This is a genomic window from Thermoanaerobaculia bacterium, from assembly GCA_035593605.1.
Lineage (GTDB): Bacteria > Acidobacteriota > Thermoanaerobaculia > UBA2201 > DAOSWS01 > DAOSWS01.
Genome location: DAOSWS010000021.1, coordinates 1 through 22,039 on the forward strand (window position 1 = coordinate 1; position 22,039 = coordinate 22,039).

The window sequence follows — 22,039 nt, forward strand, 5'->3', positions numbered from 1 at the left end:
ATCCCTTCCCCGAAGACCTGATCACCCTCCGCGACTCCGGAAAGGCCGTGTAGTATCGGGTGAACCTGGTAGTTAGAAAATAATTAATTTAGTAAACTGTCCCGGAATTATCCGCCTTATTCATCAGATTTATCAAATGGTCTTCTGTGCCCACGGCTGTATTTTAGCAATGATGTAGTGATTTGATACCCAAATCGAACAGAAAACCCTAGCACCCCATCAAATGGTGGGAAATAAACTAAAGAAATTACACCAGGAGTCTCATCAGCACCAAATAGTAAACACCAATCCTGATTTTTATACAACAATGTCGCTTTTATAGGTATAACTGCTACAGTGCCTTCCGCTTTTGGATAGTAAGACAAGGGGCCATAATCACTTTCCTTAAGTTCTGATGGTAAAGGAGCATCTATTTTATCCCAAATCAAGCCATCCCACTCTAAAGTCTCAGTGAGATCATAGATATTGCGATGTCCAAAAAATATTGTTTTTCCCCTTGCATGATCAAACGCCAGATATCCATTTGGTGGGAACCAATCGTTTAACGGTATCTGTGAGAAATTCTGTCCATCATATTCGATAACAGATAGCATGTCCGGTAGTGAACCTAATATAACTGTACGTTCTCTATTACTATCGTAAGTTGCACAAAAAGCTCCTGTCCCTGAAAATGAACTTCTGCTTTTCCAGCAATAATCGTTACTCTGTTCAAATAGTCTTATACCGCGTTCCCACTGACTAATTTGACATATGTTATAGTCTGTCATTCTACCCAGGTTCTCATCAAAAACAAGTCCACCTGGGATCTCATACAAGCACTGGCTTCTTGTATCTGTACACACATACTTCCAGTTTTCTCCATCAAATGTCCAGGTCTCATATGTTAAATAATCGTCTTTTTGGAAAACTAGAATTATCTTTCCAATGCTTGGGTCAAAAGCAAGATGCCAAAAGCCCTCTATGACAGGTGCGTTATTCGTCTCCAATTGTACCCACTTCCACCCTGCCATGAGTGAAGTTGTTATGAGCAATAACATGATGGTCAATAATTTTTTCATGACTCCTCCTTGGTAACCATCATTGTAGTGCCTTATTGATTTGTCCACTTTTCTGCCTCGAAATCGGTTAACACGTCAGGGTATTTTTTCATCATTTCGTACCAGCATAGTAACAGTTTCAAAAACTTCCGTCGAGCCCTGCTTATCCATTACAAGGAGGGGAAATCTGTCGGGTTACAGGATGCTCTCATCCAGGAGTATTTTGATTTCATGAGATCATGACGAAGGCTAAAACCGGACAAACATTATTGGACGCTGCAATGTTAGCCACAGCCCGCTTACGGCATGTGGCTTCGACCCGGTGGGGTACCCATCGGTACATGAATATGAAGCATCTGTATGACATCGAAAAGGAGGTGATGGTTCAAACAGGCGCATAACACACAGATGAGAGTGCGGGGAAGGCTCCGTTCCGCTACGCTCCACTTCGCATCCCCGCTCGCTATGGACTACTCTCCATAAAAGTGCGCAAGATTATTGACAGTACCCTGATCACCCTCCGCGACTCCGGAAAGGCCGTGTAAAAGAGGAATGAAATTAGATGGACAAACGAATCAATTAGTGACTGGATTCCCTATTTTAGTCTTCAAAATTGAAGGGACGAGAATGACTTCTGTTTTTACATCCAGATAGATCAAAGATGTCCATACCTGCATTTCCATTGGCAGTATAGGCATAGCTTCCATTAATAAAGATGTCGTGTAAATCTCCAGTCGTTTTTTCCCGCCGAATTACATGTGGATCATTCGATGTATTTATGTTAATCACAACAAGCTCGTGTGGATAAGCAGTGATGTACACAAAATTGTTTTCTACTGCAATATTTGTGCATTCCAATCCTGGTATTTCCAAATAATCACTTTCCCAGATATCTCCAGGATCACTTGTATCCAAAATATGAAATCCTCCTTCGCCATAGTCTGCTATGTATAGATAATTTCCTGAAGCAGCAATACAATGACCATAATTCGGTAGCGCATCAAATTGATTGATCTCTACGGGTTGAGTAGGATCGCTAATGTTGACCACAAAGATTTCGTCAGCCAGGACATAAGCGTAATCCTCTGAGATGGCCATTGCTGTAAGGTTTGCGGAGCTTGTCGGAATATAAGATCCGACTTTGACTGGATTTGAAGCGTCTTGAAAATCTACAATATGGATCTCGGTATTACTCATAACATATGCTATATTTCTCAAAACTTTAACTTCGAGTAAATAACCTGGCAGATGGTAAGAACTTTTTACTATAGGATTAGTTGGAACGGAGATGTCAAGGATATACATCAACTCAAAATCTCTATACACAATGAATGCTAGGTCTCCTTGGACCGCCATTTTAGCCGCTCCGCGCTGCATATTAAAACTGCAACTTTCAAAGGTCTCCTCTGGATTCCGTATATCAATCCCATGAAGACCATGGGAGGGATCCCATATGAAGGCAATATCTCCGGAAATTGTAACTTGATAAACTCCAATTGGAACTAGATATCTACCTAATTCATTGACAGATGTAAGATCTTGAAAATCTAAAATACCGATCATATCGTATCCAGCAACCAAACCATAATTCTCATGGATTGTTACCTTGTTGCAACGAAAATAATTAGATGGTGAATAATAATGTGAAATCTCAATTGGTGAGGTTGGTTCACGGATATCGAATATCCATAATAAATCTTCGTCTGTAGCTACGAATAAATTTTCTTCAGATACGGCAATATCAATGATTCGTCCATAAACATGGATATATCCAACTTCAGTCGGTGAGTAACGATTTGTTATGTCAATAATCGAAATCCCCAAAAAAGCTGTTAAATATGCATGATTTCCGGTTATTGCAAGTGGCCCGTTCCACGACACACAAGAACAGGATTCTTTTTCCTCAGGAGAGGAAGGTTCACTGATATCAATGACACGTAGTAAACCATAGCCGGAATCTACAATGTAAACAGTATCTTCTGATACATCCAATCCTGAGAGGACCCCAACTTCGCTAAAATTACCAATTTCTGTGGGAATTGAAGGTACGCTGACATCTATTATACTAATACCTTTATAAAGATCACCAAGGATAACATAGTCACCATAAACCTCTATATCAGTTATGAGGCTATTATCGTTTAAGAATCCTATCTCGAATGGCACTGAAGGATTACTAACATCAACGATTCGAAGTCCTGCTTCCCCGTTTGCAATGAAAAGATACGGATAGGTTATTTCGATTTCCCTTACAAAATCTGGAAGAAGTATTTCTCCGACTTTTACGATGTTCGTAGTATCCGTTATATCAAGGACCAATAGCATTCTACCGCTTCCTGCATAAACATAATTTCCAAAAGCAGAAACTGCTTCAGATAAACCGTATCCCCAAGCTCCAGCCTGTTCGACACATGCATGTCCCAATTTGGTATGGATATGGAAAATAGAAAGCATGAATACAAAGATAAATATTTTTTTCATGATTCCTTATAACTAATCATAATTCATGAGCCAATTAAGTGTCAAATTCGCAGATCCATTTTTTCTAAATATTCCTAGCCATTCAAGATTTATTAACAAGTCGTAGTTATGCACAATATAATCAGAGTTTGAATTCCGGAAAAAATTAGGTGCGAAGGGAAGGTGCAGGATGGTGGATCGGGTAACGGATCCTGTTATCGGGAAGTTTTCTCCTTCTTCGGAAATTCCAGGAGGAGGGTTTTTACGTCTTCAGGTCCCTTCGCCTTAAGCCAGTCCTCTACGAATCCGTCGCGGTCGGAGCGGGAAGCAAGCTCGGCCAGGATCCGGATATGGACCGAGGCATGTTCCTGGGCGCCCAGGAGGACATAGATTACGTGAATCGGTTCCTCAGTTTCGGGCAGGGTCAACCCCTCCCTGGAGCGGCCGAGGACAAGGTGAAAATCGTTCAGGGCTTCCAGGCGCATGTGGGGTATGGCGACGCCCCGTTCGGCGGGCGTCTCCCCGATCTTGTTCCGGAGAAGGAACTCCTCGCAGATCGTCTGGGAATCCAAACCCAGGGTTTCCTCAAAGTGGAACCCCACCTTCCGGAAGAATTCCACAAAGGTTTCCCCGGGGGCGACTTCGATCACCGGGGCCTCGATGACCATGGCTTCAAAGGGATCTCCCTCTTTGAGCCCGCGTTCTTTTTGAATTTCCCGCAATTCCCGGATCAGGTGGAGGTGGGTTTCCTCCCTCTCGCTCATCCTGTCCAGGATCCGGGTCCATGCCCCGACGCGGTGCACCCGGTGAACGGCATAGAGGAGATACCACAGGCTTCCGGCGGCGATGATTCCCATGGAAACCAGAATCTCCAGAGTCCCCATGAGGAGGATGATGGCAATGGTTGAGAAGATTCCCGCGATCTGCACCCAGGGGTATAAGGGACAGCGGAAATCCGGAGAGTAATCTTCGATCCCGCTTTCTCTCATGACGATAACGGCGAAATTGACGGCGGCATAGAGCATGAGCTGAAAGGCCCCAGCCAGCTTTGCGACCTCCACGACATCGAAGATTGTTACGAAAACAATGATAATCAGCCCGGTCACCAGGATCGCGTGGGACGGAGTGTGGAAACGGCCGATCCGGTGGAGGCTGTGGGGAAGAATCCGATCCCGGGACATGGCAAAGGGATACCGGGATGCGGAAAAGAGCGTGGCGTTGGCGCAGGCGAGGCAGGCCAGGAGTGCCGCGGCCGCAACAACGTAGTACCCGATCTGTCCGGAAAAGACTCGGGCCGCATCGGAGGCGGGTGTGAGGGTTCCGATCAGCTGTTCAGGACGGAGGACACCAACCATGACGGTGACCCCCAGGGTATAAAGGAGCAGGACGGTCCCCAGAGCCGCGAACATGGCCTGGGGAATTCTGCGCTCGGGATCCTGGGTATCCACCGCCATGCTGGCAATCCGGGTGAGTCCGGAGTAGGAAATAAAGACCAGACCGATCGTGGAGAAGAAAACAGGCCATCCATGGGGGAGAACAGGGATAAAGGCGCTCGGATGAATTGAAGGTACTCCCTTCCCGATAAAGAAAACCATGACGCCGAGGACGCCGGCGACAACAAGAATCTGGATACGAAAGGACGTTCGGCTTCCGAAAATATTGAGGATCATCAGAACGACGCAGAGAATGACCACGATCAGCTTCATGGGGAGGTGATATCCCAGGTTGTGTATGAGGAGGAGGAAATAGGCAGCGAAGCCGATCAGGGCGAATCCGCTTTTCAGCATAAGGGCAAACCACGCGCCAAAGCCTCCGATGGTGCCTGCGATGGGGCCCAGACTTCGATCCAGAAAATGGTAGGTGCCGCCGGCACGGGGGAGGGCGGTAGAGAGCTCTGCCTTGCTGAGCAGGGCGGGAATCACCAGGAGGCCGGCCAGGAAATAGGCGGCAATCACGGCGGGGCCCGCGTTCTGAGCCGCAAGTCCGGGAAGGAGAAAGAAACCGGCTGAAATCGTGGTCCCCGTGGCCACAACAAAGAGATCCAGGAAAGTCATGGGCTTCTTCCGTTTCAGTGGTTCCATTCTCCGAAGGAATTATAACCCACCGGCTCGATGATCTTACGTTGACACCCTGAATCGGCCCATGGTAGATTGAATCCAACTTGAAATCAGGAGGGATAGAATGAGAGTGGTAAAAGGTATCTTTATCCTCGTGATGATGGTCTCCCCACTGCTCGTTGCCCAGTGCATGAAACCGCTCCAGGCGGGGATTTTGCCCGTTACGACGGAATCTGCAGGTGGGGGCGGGTCGTACTGGCAGACCGATGTCATCATCACCGATGCGGGCACACCCGCCCGTGCTGTCAACGATGTCGAACTCTGGGTCTGGGTTCACGGGGCCAATAATGTCATGCGCAGTAAATATCGCCATGTCAACCTGGCACCCGGTCAAACCATGCGGATTCCGCGTGTCCTGGACTGGATCGGCGATGTTCCCTACGGAAGTGGTGAGCTCTATATTCTGAACTTCAATGCCACCTATCCGGTCATCGTAAACGGTCGTCTCTACAACACCGGGTCGGCTGCGAGAGGGGATCTCCAGCCCGGATTCGGCCAGGGCCTGCCCTTCCTGCCCTACAGCGTGGGAATGGGTTCCGGGGAATCACAGCTCTTTCCCGTGCCGCTGGATCCCAACGAGGCCAGAATCAACGTGGGTCTGGTCAACACGGGATGGGGAACGGCACAGGTTCGGGTCAGCCTCTACAATGACCTGGGCAGTGAGGTGGATGGCTGGGCACTTCTTCGATCGGAAACCATAACGCTGATCGAACAGGAAGTCCGGCAGTTCCAGATCAACCACCCCGCCAACATCGATCTGAGCGGGTATGCTCCCGGGTATGTCAAGATCGAGGTTCTCACCGGGGACTGGGGAACGATCTACCCCTACGTCTCCATCGTCGACAACGTGAGAATCGGAGACGGACAGCCCACCAGCGATCCCTATTTCCTCTTCGGGATCAACTGATCGATGAATTGATGCGTTCTTTCGGCCCGTACCGTTCTGGTGCGGGCCGTTTTTTTCTGGGTATAATGGCTCCATGAAGTTTGCCGCCTGGCTGGTGACCATCCTGATGACAGCGGGTCTCGTGGCCCAGGAGTACTTCGTCCGGAATATCTCCATGCGGGACGGCCTTCCCTTTAACCAGATCACATGCCTCTTTCAGGACTCCAAGGGATTTATCTGGGTGGGGACGACCTCGGGACTTGCCCGCCTCGATGCCTTCATGGATTTGAAAATCTTTCGGGATGACGACGGACTTCACACCAATTACTGCGTCGGCATTACCGAGGACCGGAAGGGGCGAATCTGGGTTCAGACCAACTCCGGTGTGGCCTGCCAGGACGAATCGGGAAGATCCTTTATCCGGGTGCAGGATACGACAGGGTACGTGCCTGCGATCACCTCCGTCGGGGACTATATCTATTTCCCCTCCGACGGTTCCGGTCTCTTTCGCTGTGATGTGCGGGATTACACGAAGACCACGCACGTGACGTCGGAAGACGGGCTTCCTTCAAATACAATCCGGCATATTCTGCCCCTTTCCCCCGACACGCTCTGGCTTTCCACCGACCGGGGCCTCTATCTCGTTCGCTTTTCGGAGGAGAGACCGGAAGTGCTTCTGACGTACCTGTCCGGTACAGGGATATGGCAGGTTGCGCAGGTGAAGAACCACTTCGCGATCGCGACGGCGGAGGGCCTCTATACCCTGGAAGGAGACGTATTGGGTCAACCCGACCAGCCGGCAGAGTTTCTAAGCAGGGGATTGCGATCGTTACAGCCCATCCGCGGCTTCTGGCCCGACGAAGCGCTGGCCGTCGTCCTTTCAGGGGGAGACCAGACCCTCCATGTCGGCCGGGGAAATACCTGGTCCGGAATGTCCCGCAGGGATGGAATTTCTTCGGCCGCGGTGACCTGTATCTTTCAGGATCGGGAAGGGGTTCTCTGGCTTGGAACCAACAAGGGGCTCGATATCGTGGCCTCCCCGGCCATGGTGAACTATCGCTCCGACATCCTGGGGTTTCGGGATGTCTTTGTTTACTGTGTTCGACGAATTCAGAACGAGACATGGATCGGATCAAGATCCGGAATGGCGGTGATCGGGGAGGATGGTCGGGTGAAAAAGCCCCATCCGCGTCTGGACTCCCACATCGACTACTGGGACTTTGCTTTGCGGGGATCGGAGATTTTTGCCGTGTCCACCGATCGAATTCTCCGCCTGAACGGAAACAATCTTACCGAATACCGGGACGCCTCCGGATCCCCTCTGGGAAGGCTTTACGATCTCGATGTGCTGGGAAACGAAATCTTTGTCTGCGGCCGAAGCGGGATCTTTCGCTTTAATGGATCGGGATTCACAGCGGTCCCCCTCCCCGAACCCCTCCGGGGAATATCCGTCTACTCCTGTCACCTCGACGCGTCGGGGGGTGTCTGGCTCTGCACGCTGGGGAAAGGCGCCTGGCACCTGACCCTGGAAGGGGAGGTTCTGGCATTCTGGGATGAGGAGAAAGGATTTCCCAGCAATACCGTTTATGACATGACCGCAGGCGAGGGAACCCGGTGGTTCGGAACCACGCGGGGGATCGTGGGACTTGATCTTACGACCTCCCGGCTCCTGTTGCCCCCTTCGGACAACCTGCTCCGCAGGGCGGCCGTACCAAGCCTGGATATGACCGATGAGGGCCTCCTCTGGGTCGGCTCCCTGGAAGGTTTGATCCTTTACGATCCGATGTCCTCCAAGAATCTCCGCCAGTTTACCGATCGAAACGGAATTCTGGGTACCGATGTCGCGTCCTCCAACGGCGTCACCGCAGGTTTGAACGGGGAGGTCTGGTACGCCTCCGCCTCCAACGGGATCAGCCGCTATGCACCCATGCTCGCATCGTCTTTCCCCACCCGGCCTGCGGTCCTGATCGGAGCGGTCCACGCCGGCACGATCAGCCGTTCCCTCCTGGCATCCGATGCTGCGCTGGACCTTTCCTTCGGAGACGCAAGGGATGTGGAAATTACGCTTTCCGTTCTCTCCTTTCGGGACCCGGAGAGCATTGAGCTGTCGGGGTATCTCTATCCCTTCGAGCAGAGCTTCAAGCCGCTCGGCCGCGTAAAGTCCGTTCGATATACCAACCTGGACCCCGGCCGGTACACCTTCCATCTCATCGCTGAAGCCCGGGGAGACCGGAGTGAGCCGTCTACGGTTACACTTACGGTCCTCCCTCCCTGGTGGCGGGCATGGTGGTTTCTCTCCCTGGTCATGGTCTGCATTGTCGCCTCCGGCATGGGAGCCTACCGATTGAGAATCCGAAAGATCCGGGCCCGGGAACGGGAACTGGAATCGATCGTGGAAGCCCGGACGCGAGATCTCATTGAGGAAAAGGAAAAGCTCGACCGGGCCTACAGCCTTCTCGAAGAGGAGAAACATACCTCTGAAAAACTCCTCTTAAACGTCCTCCCCGAACCCATTGCCCTGCGACTCAAGCAGGGGCAGAACGTGATTGCGGACAGCTTTACCCGGGTGACCGTTCTCTTTGCGGACATTGTCGGTTTTACCACCCTGTCGCAGTCCATTTCCCCCGTTCTTCTCCTGGGGATCCTGAACGAGATCTTCTCCGCCTTTGATCAGCTGGCGGAGCGCCATGGCCTGGAGAAGATCAAGACGATCGGGGACGCCTACATGGTCGTGGGCGGTCTCCCGGTTCCCCGCAAGGATCATGCCCACGCCGTGATTTCGATGGCCCTCGACATGCAGGGAGCCCTTTCCTCGATGGCCCTGGACAAGGCCTTTCCCATGAAGGTCCGGATCGGCATCCACTCCGGACCCGTCGTGGCGGGCGTGATCGGTACGAAAAAATTTGCCTATGATCTATGGGGCGATACGGTCAACACCGCGAGCCGGATGGAATCCCACGGCGTGCCCGAGAAGGTTCAGATCTCCGAGACGACCTGGGAACTGATCCGGGAGGACTTCATCTGCGAGGAAAGGGGAACGATCGAGGTGAAGGGAAAGGGAAAGATGAAGACGTACTGGGTGACAGGCCGGCGGGAGAAAAAGGAACCGGCTTCAGGAGCGGATTGAGCTGTCCCAGTGCTTGTTGGCCCCCGAGGCGTAGTGATCGTAGGGAATCAGGGGCTTTTCAAGACGTTCCCGCAGTTCCTTCGACAGGCGGCCGGTCCTGGCCACTTCTTCTCCTGCCGTGCGCAGATGCTTCTTGTAGCGGGCCAGGAAGGGTCGGAGTAGAAGGCTTCGAGCTCCCAGCAGTTCCCCGCCCCCGCGGTATATTTCCATCACAACTTCACTGTGCAGGTTCCGTGCGATCCTTCGGAAGAGGAGCTCCAGGACCTGGAAATGGCTCTGCTCCGGGTACCCGCAGTTAGAGATGACTCCCAGGCGGGGGTAGCGTTCCCAGCGCTTAACATGGCGGTATTCTCCGTGCTCGTCCTTTTCGAAATGGGGATCCATGGAAGGAATCATCCGGTCCATGAAGGTCTTCATCAGGCCGGTCACGTTGTCTACATAGAGCGGTGTGGCAAAGATCAGCAGATCGGCGTCCATGACCCGGGGGATGAGATCGTCCATTTCGTCGCGGATGATGCAGTGTTCCGGGGTCTTCGTCCAGCAGGTGAAACACCCCCGGCATTCCGCAATTTCCCGTCCCGTCAGAAAGATCCATTCCACTTCCGCGCCGGCCCGCCGGGCTCCCCGGGTAAACTCCTGCACCATGATGTGGGTATTTCCCAGCTCTCCCCGGGGACTTCCATTGACAATGGATATCTTCATTATGCCTCCCGAAATCAGTATAGCAGGATGGGGTGCCGACCGTGGTAACATGGTGGTCCGGAATAGAAAAATTCAATGGATAAAATATGAGACGACTCCAGACAAAAAACGAAGAGATTGCCAACGCCCTGACCCATGGACTGGGTGTGCTGGGTGCCGTGACGGGCCTGGTCCTGCTTGTCGTATTCGCGAGCCTCCGGGGAAATGCCTGGTCGATCACCGGTCTTTCCATCTTCGGGGCTGCCCTCACCCTTCTCTACCTGACCTCAACCCTTTACCACGCAATTCCCGTCGGCAGGGCAAAGCGGGTTTTTCGACTGCTGGACCACTCCATGATCTTTATCCTGATCGCCGGAACCTATACCCCGGTTACCCTGACCGTCCTGCGCGGCGCATGGGGCTGGACCCTTTTCGGCCTGGCCTGGGGAATAGCCCTGATCGGGGTCATCGTGGAGCTCAGCCTGGGAGGACGGCACGGATGGGTTCGCGTTGTCCTCTACGTCCTCATGGGGTGGATGGTGGTTCTAGCATTCCGGCCGATGATGGACATGGTTCCCCCGGGGTTTTTCTTCTGGCTCCTCGCGGGCGGTCTGGCCTACACCGTTGGAATTGTTTTCTATGCCTTCAAGCGCATGCCCTACCACCACGCGGTGTGGCACCTCTTTGTCGTGGCCGGTTCGACCGCCCACGTCTGCGGGATGTTTCTCTATATCGTTCCGGGCGGAGCCTGATTCCCCTTGTTACGGGAGGGGAGATAGCGGCTTGAAATGGGCCGTAAAATGGCGCAGGTGCTTCTGCTGGTAGGTAATCTCAAATCCCGGAATCCGGTCCTTTTCCCTGTTGATTCTTTCCAGGGCCTCGGCAACGAAGGCCAGGTGGTTGTAGGTGTAGACCCGTCGCGGAACGGCCAGGCGGACCAGCTCCATGGCGGCGTGTTCTCCGAACATCACGCTCCCGATCTCCACGCCCCGGATGGCACCCCGCAGGTAGAGCATCACGGTGAGGGCCTGGGCGGGAAGCTGACTCTGGGGAATGTGGGGCAGCATTGACCTTGCATCCACATAGACCGCGTGGCCCCCGGTGGGTTCCAGAATGGGCACCCCGACAGCCTTGATCATTTCGCCGAAATCCCGCACCTGTCCGATCCGGTACTGAAGATAGGCTTCGTCCAGCGCTTCATCCAGTCCAACGGCCAGGGCTTCGAGATCGCGGCCGGCCATGCCGCCATAGGTGATGAAGCCTTCCTTCAGGATCAGCTGGTTCTGCAGGGCTTCGAATAGCGAGTCGTCATTTCCCGCCAGAAAACCGCCGATGTTGACAAGGCCGTCCTTTTTGGCGCTCATCGTACAGCCATCGACCAGGGAAAACATCTCGCGCGTGATCTCCCGTATCGACCGGTTTTCCTGCCCGGGCTCCCGTTTTTTGATGAACCATGCATTCTCCGCGTATCGGCAGGCATCGAAGAAAAGGGGCTTGTGATGCTTCCGGCAGACCGCGGAGACCGCCCGGATATTTTCCAGGGAGACGGGCTGTCCGCCGCCCGTGTTGTTCGTCACGGTGAGCATGACGATAGGAACGAGATCCCCCTTCTCCGTAAGGAGATGATCCAGTTTTTCCGTATCCATGTTTCCCTTGAAGGGGTGAAGGTTTTGCGGGTCCCGTCCCTCCTCGATGACCAGGTCCATGGCTTCGGTACCCAGCGATTCGATGTTGCCCCGGGTCGTGTCGAAGTGGTTGTTGGAGGGAACGATCATTCCCGGTTTCAGGATCGTACCGAAGAGCAGATGCTCCGCGGCCCGGCCCTGATGGGTCGGCAGAAAGTGCTTGAATCCCGTAATGGAAGATACGGTATCCCGGAGACGCATGAAGCTTCGGGCATAGGCGTACGCCTCGTCGCCCCGCATGATGGCCGCCCACTGCTCGGAAGACATGGCGGAGGTACCGCTGTCGGTCAGGAGATCAATGAAGATATCCTCGGATTTGATCAGGAAGACATTGAATTTCGCCGCCGTCAGGATGTCCGGCCGCTTCGATTCCGGGACGAGAGAAATCGTCTCCACCGTTTTGATCCGCCAGGGTTCCGGGGGTCCGTAGGTCATGCTCCCTCCTTCTATCGCATCATATGGATCGGGCCCGTTTTTTGCCTCCCCAGAAATCCCGGGCCGTGTATATGGCGTATGGTCGCGCCCTCCTCAGCATCATAGCACAGGAACACCCTGCCGGTGCGAAAATCGGGGGAATCAGGAAGGAATCAGAATTTTCTTGAGGTAGTGTCCCGTATGAGAGTGTTTTGAGGCCATGACTTCCTCCGGTGTTCCCCGGGCAACGATCTTTCCTCCACGGTCCCCGCCCCCGGGCCCCAGATCGATGATGTGATCCGCTGTCTTGATGACATCGAGATTATGCTCGATCACGAGCACAGTGGACCCTCGATCCACAAGGGTGTGGAGGACCTGGAGGAGCTTGCGGACGTCATCGGCATGGAGGCCGACGGTGGGTTCGTCCAGCAGGTAGAGCGTGTGTCCCTTGGGACGCTTGGCAAGTTCCCGGGAGAGCTTGATGCGCTGGGCTTCTCCGCCCGAAAGGGTCGTAGCCGGCTGTCCGAGGCGGATATACCCCAGGCCGACGGCCTTGAGGGTTTTCAGGATCCGTTTGGCCGTTGGGATCGGCTCAAAGATCTCGTAGGCCTGGTCGACCGTGAGGTCAAGGATCTCCGCAATGTTCAGGCCCTTGTACCGGATTTCCAGCGTCTCCCGGTTAAATCGCCTGCCATGGCAGGCGTCGCAGGTGACGTAGACGTCGGGGAGGAAGTGCATTTCGATCTTGATCGTTCCTCCACCCTGGCAGGTCTCACAGCGTCCACCCTTGACGTTAAAGGAGAAGCGGCGGGCCTGGTATCCCCTCATCCGGGCCTCCGGGACCTTCGCCAGCATCTCCCGGATGGGGGTGAGGCACCCGGTGTAGGTGGCCGGGTTGCTCCTCGGCGTTCGGCCGATCGGAGACTGATCGATGTCGATCACCCGCTCGATCGCCGCCAGGCCTTCAAGGGAGTCATGCTCCCCGGGCTGCATGGGGGAGCGGTACATGTTCCGCATGATGGCCCGGAAGAGAATGTCCTGGACCATCGTCGATTTTCCCGAACCCGAGACCCCGGTAACGACAGTGAACGTTCCCAGGGGAAAGGTGACGTCGATGTTTTTAAGGTTATGTTCCCGGGCCCCCCGCAGGACAATCTCTTTCCCGTTTCCCGGCCGGCGCTTCTTTGGAATAGGAATGGATTTTGTACCGGAAAGGTACTGCCCCGTCAGAGAATCGGGACAGGCCCGGATTTCCTCCGGACCTCCCGTTGCCACCACCTCACCTCCGTGTATGCCTGCCCCGGGTCCGAGGTCCACAATATAGTCGGCACTCTCGATCGTCTCTTCGTCATGCTCAACGACAACCACGGTGTTCCCGATATCCCGCAGATTCTTCAGGGTGTCCAGGAGGCGGGCATTATCCCGCTGGTGGAGACCGATGGACGGTTCATCCAGGACGTAGATTACTCCGGTCAGGCGGCTGCCGATCTGGGTGGCCAGCCGGATTCTCTGGCTCTCTCCCCCGGAAAGGCTCGCCGAGCCCCGGTCCAGCGTCAGGTAGCCCAGGCCGACGTTCACGAGGAAGGAGAGCCTTTCCCGGACCTCCTTCAGAATCTTCTCCGCGATCGTCCTCTCCTTTTGTGAGAGGGAGAGATCCGTGAAGAAATCCAGAGCCCTTTCCACCGATTCCCCGGAGATTTCGGCGATCGACCGGCCTCCGATCCGCACGGCCAGCGCCTCCCGTTTCAGGCGGGTTCCCTGGCAGTCGTGGCAGGGGAGGAGGGTCATGAACTGTTCGATATCCTGACGGACCGCGAAGGACTCGGTCTCCATGTAGCGCCGTTTCAGCATCGGGATGATGCCTTCGTAGGTTCCGGTGTACTCGTATCGGCCCCGGTCTCCCTGGTAGAGAAAGGCCATCTCTTCGTCCCCGCCGTGAAGGATCACGTTACGAACAGTTTCGGGAATGTCCTTCCACGGTGTCTTGATCGGTATCTTATAGTGAGCCATGACCTGCTCCACCTGGTGCTGTCTCCAGTGGTTGGAATCGGGATCCCAGAGTGTCACCGCGCCGTCACGGATCGAAAAAGATCCATCCGGAATCAGGACTGAAACGTCGATTTCCCTCAGCACGCCGAGGCCGTTGCAGGTGGGGCATGCGCCGTAAGGTGAATTGAAGGAGAAGGAACGGGGAGAAATTTCTCCAAAGGAGAATCCGCATTCCGGGCAGGCGTGGTGCTCCGACAGAACCTCCTCCCGGTCCTCCAGCTGGGCCAGGAGGACACCCTTTCCGACACGGAGCGCCGTCTCCACAGAATCAGTGAGGCGGGTTCGAACATCGGACTTGATGACGATACGGTCAATGACCACTTCAATCGTGTGCTTTCTCTTCTTGTCCAGCTCGGGAGGATTTTCCGCTTCCACCATGGCTCCGTCGACGCGGGCCCGGATGAAACCCTCCCGGATCATCTGCTTGAAGACCGCCCTGTGTTCCCCCTTTTTTCCCTGAACCAGGGGGGCCAGCAGAACGACCCTGGCCCCCTCGGAAAGTCCCATCAGGTGGTCCACGATGCTTTCCGCCGTCTGGGGATTAATGGGTTTGTTGCAGTCGGGGCAGTGCGGGTGTCCGATGGAGGCGAAGAGAAGACGAAGGTAGTCGTGAATTTCCGTGACCGTTCCGACAGTGGAACGGGGATTCTTCGAGGCGGTCTTCTGTTCAATGGCGATGGCGGGGGAGAGTCCCTCGATGGAATCGACATCGGGCTTGTCCATCTGCTCCAGGAACTGGCGGGCGTAGGCTGACAGGGATTCCACGTAACGCCGCTGACCTTCGGCAAACAGCGTGTCGAAGGCGAGGGTGGACTTTCCCGAGCCGGACACACCGGTGATGACGATGAACTGATTGCGGGGCAGAGAGACGGTGATGTTCTTAAGGTTGTGCTCTCTGGCTCCCCGGATCGTGATGGAGGAGACTGGAACCATGGATCAGTTGAAGGTCACCCGCGCCCAGCGACGTTTCCCCACCTTCAGGGTCAGGATGTCGCCCGGTTTCGGCTCCAGGGTCAGGCCTTCGTCGGAGACCTTCTCCCCGTTAATGGAGACGGCGCCCTGAGCGATCATTCGCCGACTCTCGGCATTGGAAGGGCAAAGGTCGAGATCTTTCAGAAGATGAACCACCATGCGGGGTTCCGACGCGGGCAGGGTGTGCTCCGGCATGTCTGTGGGAACCTGGCCTTCCCGGAAGATCCGCTCGAATTCGGCATGAGCTTCGTCAGCGGCCTCTCTGGAATGAAAATCGGCGACGATGGATTTGGCCAGGGCTACCTTGGCGTCCTTCGGGTGCCGCCGGCCCTCTTCCACGTCCTTCTTGAAGCCCTCGATCTCTGCGGGAGAAAAGTCGGTGAGCAGGGTGTAGTACTTCCACATCATCGTGTCGGAAACCGACATCAGCTTGCCGAACATCTCCCCGGACGGATCCTCCACAGCCACGTAGTTGTTCAAGGATTTGGACATCTTCTCCACGCCGTCCAGACCCTCCAGGAGAGGAAGGGTCAGGACCACCTGGGGCTCCAGGGTGTATTCGCGCATGAGATTGCGGCCCACGAGAAGGTTAAAGAGCTGATCGGTTCCTCCCAGCTCCACGTCGGCCTTCAGCGCGACGGAGTCGTATCCCTGCGCCAGTGGGTAGAGGAGTTCGTGCAGGAAGATCGGTTCGTTGGCCTGCCATCGTTTCGTGAAGTCGTCCCTCTCCATGATCCGGGCAAGGGTGACTTTCCCTGCAAGCCGGATCCATCCCTCCGACCCGAGCTCGCCCAGCCAGCGGCTGTTGAAATCGATGACGGTCTTTTCGGGATCCAGGATCTTGAAAGCCTGCTTTTTATAGGTTTCGGCATTCTCCAGGACCTCTTCCCTGGAGAGCTGGGGCCGGGTCGTTTTCTTTCCCGATGGGTCCCCGATAAGACCGGTGAAGTCTCCAATCAGGAAAATAACCCTGTGTCCGAGTTCCTGAAAGTGCCGCATCTTGCGCATCACGACGGTGTGCCCCAGATGGATGTCCGGAGCGGAAGGATCAAACCCCACTTTGATCGTGAGAGGCTTACCGCGTTCGATCTTTTTCAGCAGTTCGGCTTCTTCAATCAGGTGTTCGGCGCCCTTCTTGAGGTACGCCACCTGATCCTTTGGACTCATATCATAATTCGCGACCATAACCGGCTATTGTATCGGGTTCCTCCAACCTTGTCCACCCTTCATCCACAGAATTCTGTTGAAAAAGGCAGGTGTCAGAGGGAAGCGTGAACCTCTTTGGAGGCCTTGGCGGTCATTGCCTCGATGTCGATCCGGAGGATCGTGACACGCCGGACCGCGTCGGGGGTCACCTGCTTTTCCCGGACCGGTTCGGGATAGTTTTCCAGCTGGCGGATCATGATGTCGAGGGCGTATCGCTTTTCCGATTCATCCTGGACGATATGGGCCCGACCATCGATATGAACGGAGATGTACCGATGGTCGCAGGCTCCCTGGATATACCCCAGGTCTTTCATGGCCTGGGCCCAGACCCGGTTGTTTTTCTTGAGGATCTCCAGTTTTTTCCCCTCACCAGCACAATGGAGGAAAAGGCAGTTTCGGGCGGGATCAAACCCGTGGTTCATCGTGACGAGGTAGGGTTCCTCCCCGTTGCACATCGCCATCGTGATAAATTCGGTTTCGGATAGGATCTTTTCCATGGCCGTTCGGGATGTCAGGGCCTTGTCGTTCCGCCGCATGGGCACCTCCATAGTACACGCAGGAAAATCCATTATACCTAAAGCCGGTTGACCCGGATCCATACACACCCTATACTGGCAGAAGAAGGCGGAATATGAAGGTACAAGGAGGAGGTTCCCTATGCACCACGATGATGATGCCCATCTGGCACCCGTAGATCCTGAGCGAATCTATCAACTGACCCGTCCCGACGACAAACTCCTGAATCTCTACCTGATCTACAGCCTCCTGTCCAATGTCGCCTTTCCCTTTGTCTTTGTCCCCCTCTATTTTCACTACATCACGCTTCGATACCGGTTCGATCAGGAGGGTGTAGCCGTTTCGTACGGTATTCTCTGGAGAAAAGAGTCCTATCTGACGTACAGCAGGATCCAGGACATCCACGTTTCCCGGAACATCTTCGAGCGGTGGCTGGGCCTGGGTACCGTGAAGATCCAGACGGCTTCCGGGAGTTCCAGTGCGGAAGAGTCGATTGTGGGTGTAAGGGAATTCGACGAGATCCGGAATTTCCTCTATGCCCGGATGAGAGGCCACGCCGTGGATGGGAAGCGCAGGGGAGAGAAGGAAGAAACGGGAAATGTTAATCAGCTTCTTACAGGGATCCTGGAGGAACTCCGGGGGCTTCGACAGGACATCGAGGGCGGAAACCATGGTTGAGTTTGTCAAATCGATGGTCTTTCCACTCCTCAAGGTCACGGAAAAGGCACCCGCACCGCTTCCGGGGCATAGACAGGGCGAGTACCTTGAAATTCTCCGTGCCTGTCCCGAATATCTCCAGTACAAGCTCTTCTTCTGGAGAATTTATGCGGTGATCTGGGGTGTCGCGATTTTTGTACTGTGCGCCATTTTTCTCTTTCTGGGTCCGCTCTGGGCCCTGCTGACGATTCCCCTGATGGTGGTCGGCGCCTACAAGGCGGCCGTTCTCTATGTCGTGACCTGCCTCGATTACCAGATGCGCTGGTACGTCCTGACCGATCGGAGCCTCCTCATCCGCCAGGGAGTCTGGGTGGTGCGGGAGATCTGCCTGACCTTTGCCAACGCGCAGAATGTCCACATCAGGCAGGGACCAATCCAGCGATGGTTCGGGTTCTCCAGTGTGGAAATCGATACGGCCGGGGGTGGAGGGAAATCGAAAGAAGAGGAGGGCATGCACACGCACCGGGCTGTGCTTCGAGGATTGAAAGAGCCCTACAAAGTAAGAGATCACATTCTGGAGTTGCTGAAGAAACACCGCGGCGCGGGTCTGGGGGATCCGGACGATCCCACGGGAGAAGAACGATCGGGCCGCGAAATAGACGCTGAACTTCTGAAGGGGATCCACCATGAAATCCGGGAGATTCGAGCGGCACTTGCGGGAGCCGACGCAGGGTAGCTTTCCCGGTTGACGAGTCGAAAATGATACACTAGGAAAGTGTGGTGGGAAGGGGAGTTGTTCTGCTGCACGAGAAGGACGAAGGAGGAGAGATGGAACTGATGACAATTTGCTCCACCTGCGATGGAATCGGGGAAGTGGCGACCCAGGCAGGCGTTGAAAAATGCGTGCGATGCGACGGCCGGGGAAAGGTTCCCACACAATCGGGCCGGGAGCTCCTGGAGTTTCTGAACACTTTTGCCGATGTCATCTTTCATGGCTGGGATCTGGGCGAGATGGGCGCACAGGACGACAAGCCGGAAGGCCGCGTCCGGGGAATGACCCGCCGCATCGACCGCTGAACTCGAACGGTCGCACAGGAAGTCCGGATCTTACGATCTTCCTTCCTGTATTGTGTATCCCTTCAATATCCCAAACTTTTTAAACTCCCGTACGTTCAATTAGGCAGACAGCTCTCCCCGGATTAAGGATGGAGGAGGGGGGTGAAGGGGAAAGCGGATTCAAAACGGGAGGAAGCCATGAAGAGAAAAACCCTCTGCCTTGTTCTTTCCCTGCTGACATTCCTGGCAGTTCAGCCCTTATTCTCAGAACCGACTCCGCTGGAACGGGATGTGGACCGGTACCTCAAACCCCTTCTGGATGAAGATCTTATCAGCGGATCGATCCTGATCGCCCGAAAGGGAAAGATCGAGCTTTCCAAAGGGTACGGCCTGGCCAACCGGGAGCACAACGTACCCTGCACAGCGGAGACGGTCTATCGCCTGGCCTCGGTGACGAAAACCTTCACGGCCGCGGCCGTCATGATTCTCCAGGACCGGGGCCTCCTCAAGGTGGATGATCCCCTGTCCAAGTATATTCCCGACTATCCCGGGGGGGATCGGATCACCCTGCACCATCTCCTGAACCACACGGCGGGCGTCATAAACTACAGTGCCCTTCACGACCACTACCGGGTCTGGGCAATGGACCATACCCTCGACCAGGTGATCGACCGCTTCAAAAACGAACCCCTGCGGTTCGAGCCGGGGGAACGATTTGAATACAGTAATTCCGGGTACGTCCTCCTGGCCCGGGTCATCGAGATCGCGAGCGGTCAGTCCTTTGGGGATTTTCTAAAGGCCAACATCTTCAAGCCGCTGGGAATGACCTCCAGCGGCGTCGACTCCCACACGAAGGTGATCCCTCATCGGGCCACGGGCCACTACAACATGGGGGAGGAGATCATTCAGGCCCCCTATCTCTACATGGAATACACCAGCGGAGCCGGTGCTCTTTATTCCACGGTGGAAGATATGTACCGCTGGGATCGAGGCCTTATGGCCGGGAAGCTCCTTTCTCCGGAGGCTCTGGAGAAGATGTACACGCCGGGGCAGGGGAATTACGGGTACGGGTGGTTTGTCCGGGAGGAGTTCGGCCACAGGCTGATCGAGCACCGCGGTGGCATCAACGGCTTTCTGACGATGATCCAGCGATTCATCGACGATGATGTTGTCGTGATCACCCTCTTCAACTACGTCTCCACCTTCGCCCGGCAGGTCAACCGGGACTTAGCCGCCATAGCCCTTGGGCTGCCCGTAAAGCCCGTCCTGATCCCGGAGGGGGTCGGTGTCGAGAAGGAGAAGCTGGCCGAACTTGAAGGAACCTATGCCGTCATGGAGCAAGCCTACACCGTGCTAATGGAAGAGGGAGCCCTCTATTTCTCAGGTCCCGACCAGCCAAAGGAGAAGCTCATCCCTCAGAGTGAAGTCACCTTCTATCTCCGGAAGGGCAACGCCCTCTTACACTTCCCCAGGAACGAGGCGGGGGTTGTGGAGCGGATGATCTACCAGCAGAGCGAGCACTTGCTCCCCTGCCCGAAGGTCAAGGTCGAATCATCAGGCAAGAACGATGCATAATGGCAGTTCAACCTGGGCATAGCCTCCCTCATTCTATGCTACGATTAGAAAATGGGAAGAAAGGAAAGGGTCAAGATTGTATTTCGGTTAAGGTGGTTTAAATAAGTGTTACCTTCAAAAAGAAATAGAATAATAAAACACATAATTTTGATCGTCAGTTTTGTTATGCTGAGCAGTTTGAGGATATTCCATTACTGGTTTCATTATTTATTTACAGGAAAAGATGTTTCAGAAAGATTTGTAAATAATTATCTTTTCGTTTTAAAGATTATCAACATAATAGATTATGTACCTGTAACGATCATGGAATATTTAGGGATCTTATACCCTGGTCACGTAACCCATTCAAATATTCACACTGATATTCATGTATCTATTCATTACTTTCTTATTTCATTCATATTCTGGAGCATCACATTCTATTTGGTTAAAGGTATAGTGGGCAGGATAAGACAGCGACTGAAAGAAGACAGCATAAAGCCACCTGTACGTTCCAAATGATCTATAAAGAGAATGATAATTGGCCAAACGATCATCGCCCAGGAGGAAAAAGTCAAAATTCGGAGGGAGTTGAAGATTATCCATGGTGACTCTGATGGAACGAAATGGAAAATTTTCCGTTATCCAGTGCAGATGATCCAAGAAGCTACCCTGTCAGGAGGTGATTCATGAAAAAGGTTTCCTTTTTCGCTATTCTTTTTCTATCCGCGATGCTGGTCGCCGGAACGGTGACTTCCCATCACGAAAAGACCCTGAAAGCAATCCCGGATGGTACCGTGGTAGTCGACGTGTCCTTTCACAACGTCGACGTGACCGTTCGGCCGGGAGAGAGTGTGTCGGCGGTTGTGGATCTGGAAATATCCGGAGACAAGGAAAAGGCCGAGGCCATGCTCAAGGAGTATGAGCCCACCTTTGAGGTAAAAGACAACAAGATCGTTATCAAATCGCAAAAACGGTCCAAGGGATCGTTTTCCTGGAAAAAGATCAAGGCCCGCGGGCACGTCGTTCTTGACATGCCGCCCTCCATGAGCCTGAGTGTCGATTCATCTTCAGGGAATTTCACCTTCAACGGCGATCTGAAGAACCACGACCTCGATATTGACCTATCCTCAGGAAATATAAGCCTGGACGGGGCGATGAAGTCGCTCGACATCGATGCGTCTTCCGGGAATGTCAATGCCCGTTTTTCTCACGCTGTCGACAAAGTTTCCATCGACCTCTCTTCGGGCAGCGTGACCCTTGACGGACCGGTGGCGAATCTTTCGGTGGATGCTTCCTCCGGCAACATCGATGCGGACGGACTCACCGGATCGGCGAGGATCGACACCTCATCGGGAACGATCGAGGCTTCCTGGACGTCCATCACGCCGGGAAGCAGGATTACTGCAGATGCCTCTTCCGGGAATGTTACCCTGACCCTTCCCGCCGGCACGCAGCTTTCGGGCTCTATCGATGTCGGCTCCGGAAATATCGAATCGGACTTTCCCTTCAAGCTTTTTAAGGACAGGGGCCACGCGGAATTTTCCGGGGGACCGGGATCGATCCCCATCGAAGTCGATACATCCAGCGGCTCCGTCACGATCCGGGAAAAGTAAACAGAC

Annotated in this window: 16 protein-coding genes and 1 pseudogene; 9 read left to right on the forward strand and 8 right to left on the reverse strand. The window is 54.2% G+C overall.

Annotated features, from left to right (window positions below; translation table 11 throughout):
• Positions 1-116: 116 nt before the first annotated feature.
• Positions 117-1,058, reverse strand: a complete 942-nt coding sequence (locus PLD04_10860; protein ID HXK68836.1) for a hypothetical protein — start codon at positions 1,056-1,058, stop codon at positions 117-119.
• A 254-nt stretch (positions 1,059-1,312) separates the two neighbouring features.
• On the opposite strand from PLD04_10860, the pseudogene PLD04_10865 reads away from it, so the two are divergent.
• Positions 1,313-1,438: pseudogene (locus tag PLD04_10865) on the forward strand (IS256 family transposase).
• A gap of 199 nt (positions 1,439-1,637) precedes the next feature.
• Here the strand turns inward: PLD04_10865 and PLD04_10870 are convergent.
• Positions 1,638-3,518, reverse strand: coding sequence for a hypothetical protein (locus PLD04_10870; protein HXK68837.1), 1,881 nt, complete (start codon positions 3,516-3,518; stop codon positions 1,638-1,640).
• A gap of 194 nt (positions 3,519-3,712) precedes the next feature.
• Positions 3,713-5,578, reverse strand: a complete 1,866-nt coding sequence (locus tag PLD04_10875; GenBank protein HXK68838.1) for an amino acid permease — start codon at positions 5,576-5,578, stop codon at positions 3,713-3,715.
• Between the two features lie 100 nt (positions 5,579-5,678).
• On the opposite strand from PLD04_10875, the gene PLD04_10880 reads away from it, so the two are divergent.
• On the forward strand, positions 5,679-6,521 hold the full coding sequence (locus PLD04_10880) for a hypothetical protein (GenBank protein ID HXK68839.1): 843 nt from the start codon (positions 5,679-5,681) through the stop codon (positions 6,519-6,521).
• Between the two features lie 73 nt (positions 6,522-6,594).
• Positions 6,595-9,627: an adenylate/guanylate cyclase domain-containing protein gene (locus PLD04_10885; protein ID HXK68840.1), complete on the forward strand. Its 3,033-nt coding sequence runs from the start codon at positions 6,595-6,597 to the stop codon at positions 9,625-9,627.
• Here the strand turns inward: PLD04_10885 and PLD04_10890 are convergent.
• On the reverse strand, positions 9,613-10,329 hold the full coding sequence (locus tag PLD04_10890) for a flavodoxin family protein (GenBank protein HXK68841.1): 717 nt from the start codon (positions 10,327-10,329) through the stop codon (positions 9,613-9,615). The genes PLD04_10885 and PLD04_10890 overlap by 15 nt on opposite strands.
• Positions 10,330-10,415: 86 nt before the next feature.
• Here PLD04_10890 and PLD04_10895 point away from each other — a divergent pair, with 86 nt between their 5' ends.
• A complete protein-coding gene (locus PLD04_10895; protein ID HXK68842.1) occupies positions 10,416-11,060 on the forward strand; it encodes a hemolysin III family protein in 645 nt (214 codons plus the stop codon).
• Positions 11,061-11,069: 9 nt separating this feature from the next.
• On the opposite strand, the gene PLD04_10900 is transcribed toward PLD04_10895, so the two are convergent.
• The 4 genes from PLD04_10900 to PLD04_10915 form a co-directional block, all read right to left on the reverse strand.
• Positions 11,070-12,428 (reverse strand): tryptophanase, encoded by a 1,359-nt coding sequence (locus tag PLD04_10900; protein HXK68843.1) that lies wholly within the window; start codon positions 12,426-12,428, stop codon positions 11,070-11,072.
• A gap of 141 nt (positions 12,429-12,569) precedes the next feature.
• Positions 12,570-15,389, reverse strand: coding sequence for an excinuclease ABC subunit UvrA (gene uvrA / locus PLD04_10905; GenBank protein HXK68844.1), 2,820 nt, complete (start codon positions 15,387-15,389; stop codon positions 12,570-12,572).
• A 3-nt stretch (positions 15,390-15,392) separates the two neighbouring features.
• Positions 15,393-16,595, reverse strand: a complete 1,203-nt coding sequence (gene tyrS / locus PLD04_10910) for a tyrosine--tRNA ligase (GenBank protein ID HXK68845.1) — start codon at positions 16,593-16,595, stop codon at positions 15,393-15,395.
• 92 nt (positions 16,596-16,687) lie between these two features.
• The gene (locus PLD04_10915) at positions 16,688-17,170 is read right to left on the reverse strand and encodes a pyridoxamine 5'-phosphate oxidase family protein (protein ID HXK68846.1); all 483 of its coding nucleotides are present in this window, start codon (positions 17,168-17,170) and stop codon (positions 16,688-16,690) included.
• Between the two features lie 121 nt (positions 17,171-17,291).
• Here PLD04_10915 and PLD04_10920 point away from each other — a divergent pair, with 121 nt between their 5' ends.
• From PLD04_10920 to PLD04_10940, 5 genes are all read left to right on the forward strand, one after another.
• Positions 17,292-17,828 carry a PH domain-containing protein gene (locus PLD04_10920; protein HXK68847.1) on the forward strand — a complete coding sequence of 179 codons (537 nt, stop codon included), beginning with the start codon at positions 17,292-17,294 and terminating at the stop codon, positions 17,826-17,828.
• Positions 17,821-18,543, forward strand: coding sequence for a PH domain-containing protein (locus tag PLD04_10925; GenBank protein ID HXK68848.1), 723 nt, complete (start codon positions 17,821-17,823; stop codon positions 18,541-18,543). Before PLD04_10920 ends, PLD04_10925 begins: the two co-directional genes overlap by 8 nt.
• Before the next feature lie 92 nt (positions 18,544-18,635).
• Entirely contained in the window at positions 18,636-18,884 is a 249-nt protein-coding gene (locus tag PLD04_10930; protein HXK68849.1) for a hypothetical protein, read from the forward strand.
• Positions 18,885-19,061: 177 nt separating this feature from the next.
• Positions 19,062-20,438 carry a serine hydrolase domain-containing protein gene (locus PLD04_10935; GenBank protein ID HXK68850.1) on the forward strand — a complete coding sequence of 459 codons (1,377 nt, stop codon included), beginning with the start codon at positions 19,062-19,064 and terminating at the stop codon, positions 20,436-20,438.
• 668 nt (positions 20,439-21,106) lie between these two features.
• A complete protein-coding gene (locus PLD04_10940) occupies positions 21,107-22,033 on the forward strand; it encodes a DUF4097 family beta strand repeat-containing protein (GenBank protein ID HXK68851.1) in 927 nt (308 codons plus the stop codon).
• The last annotated feature ends 6 nt before the right edge of the window (positions 22,034-22,039 follow it).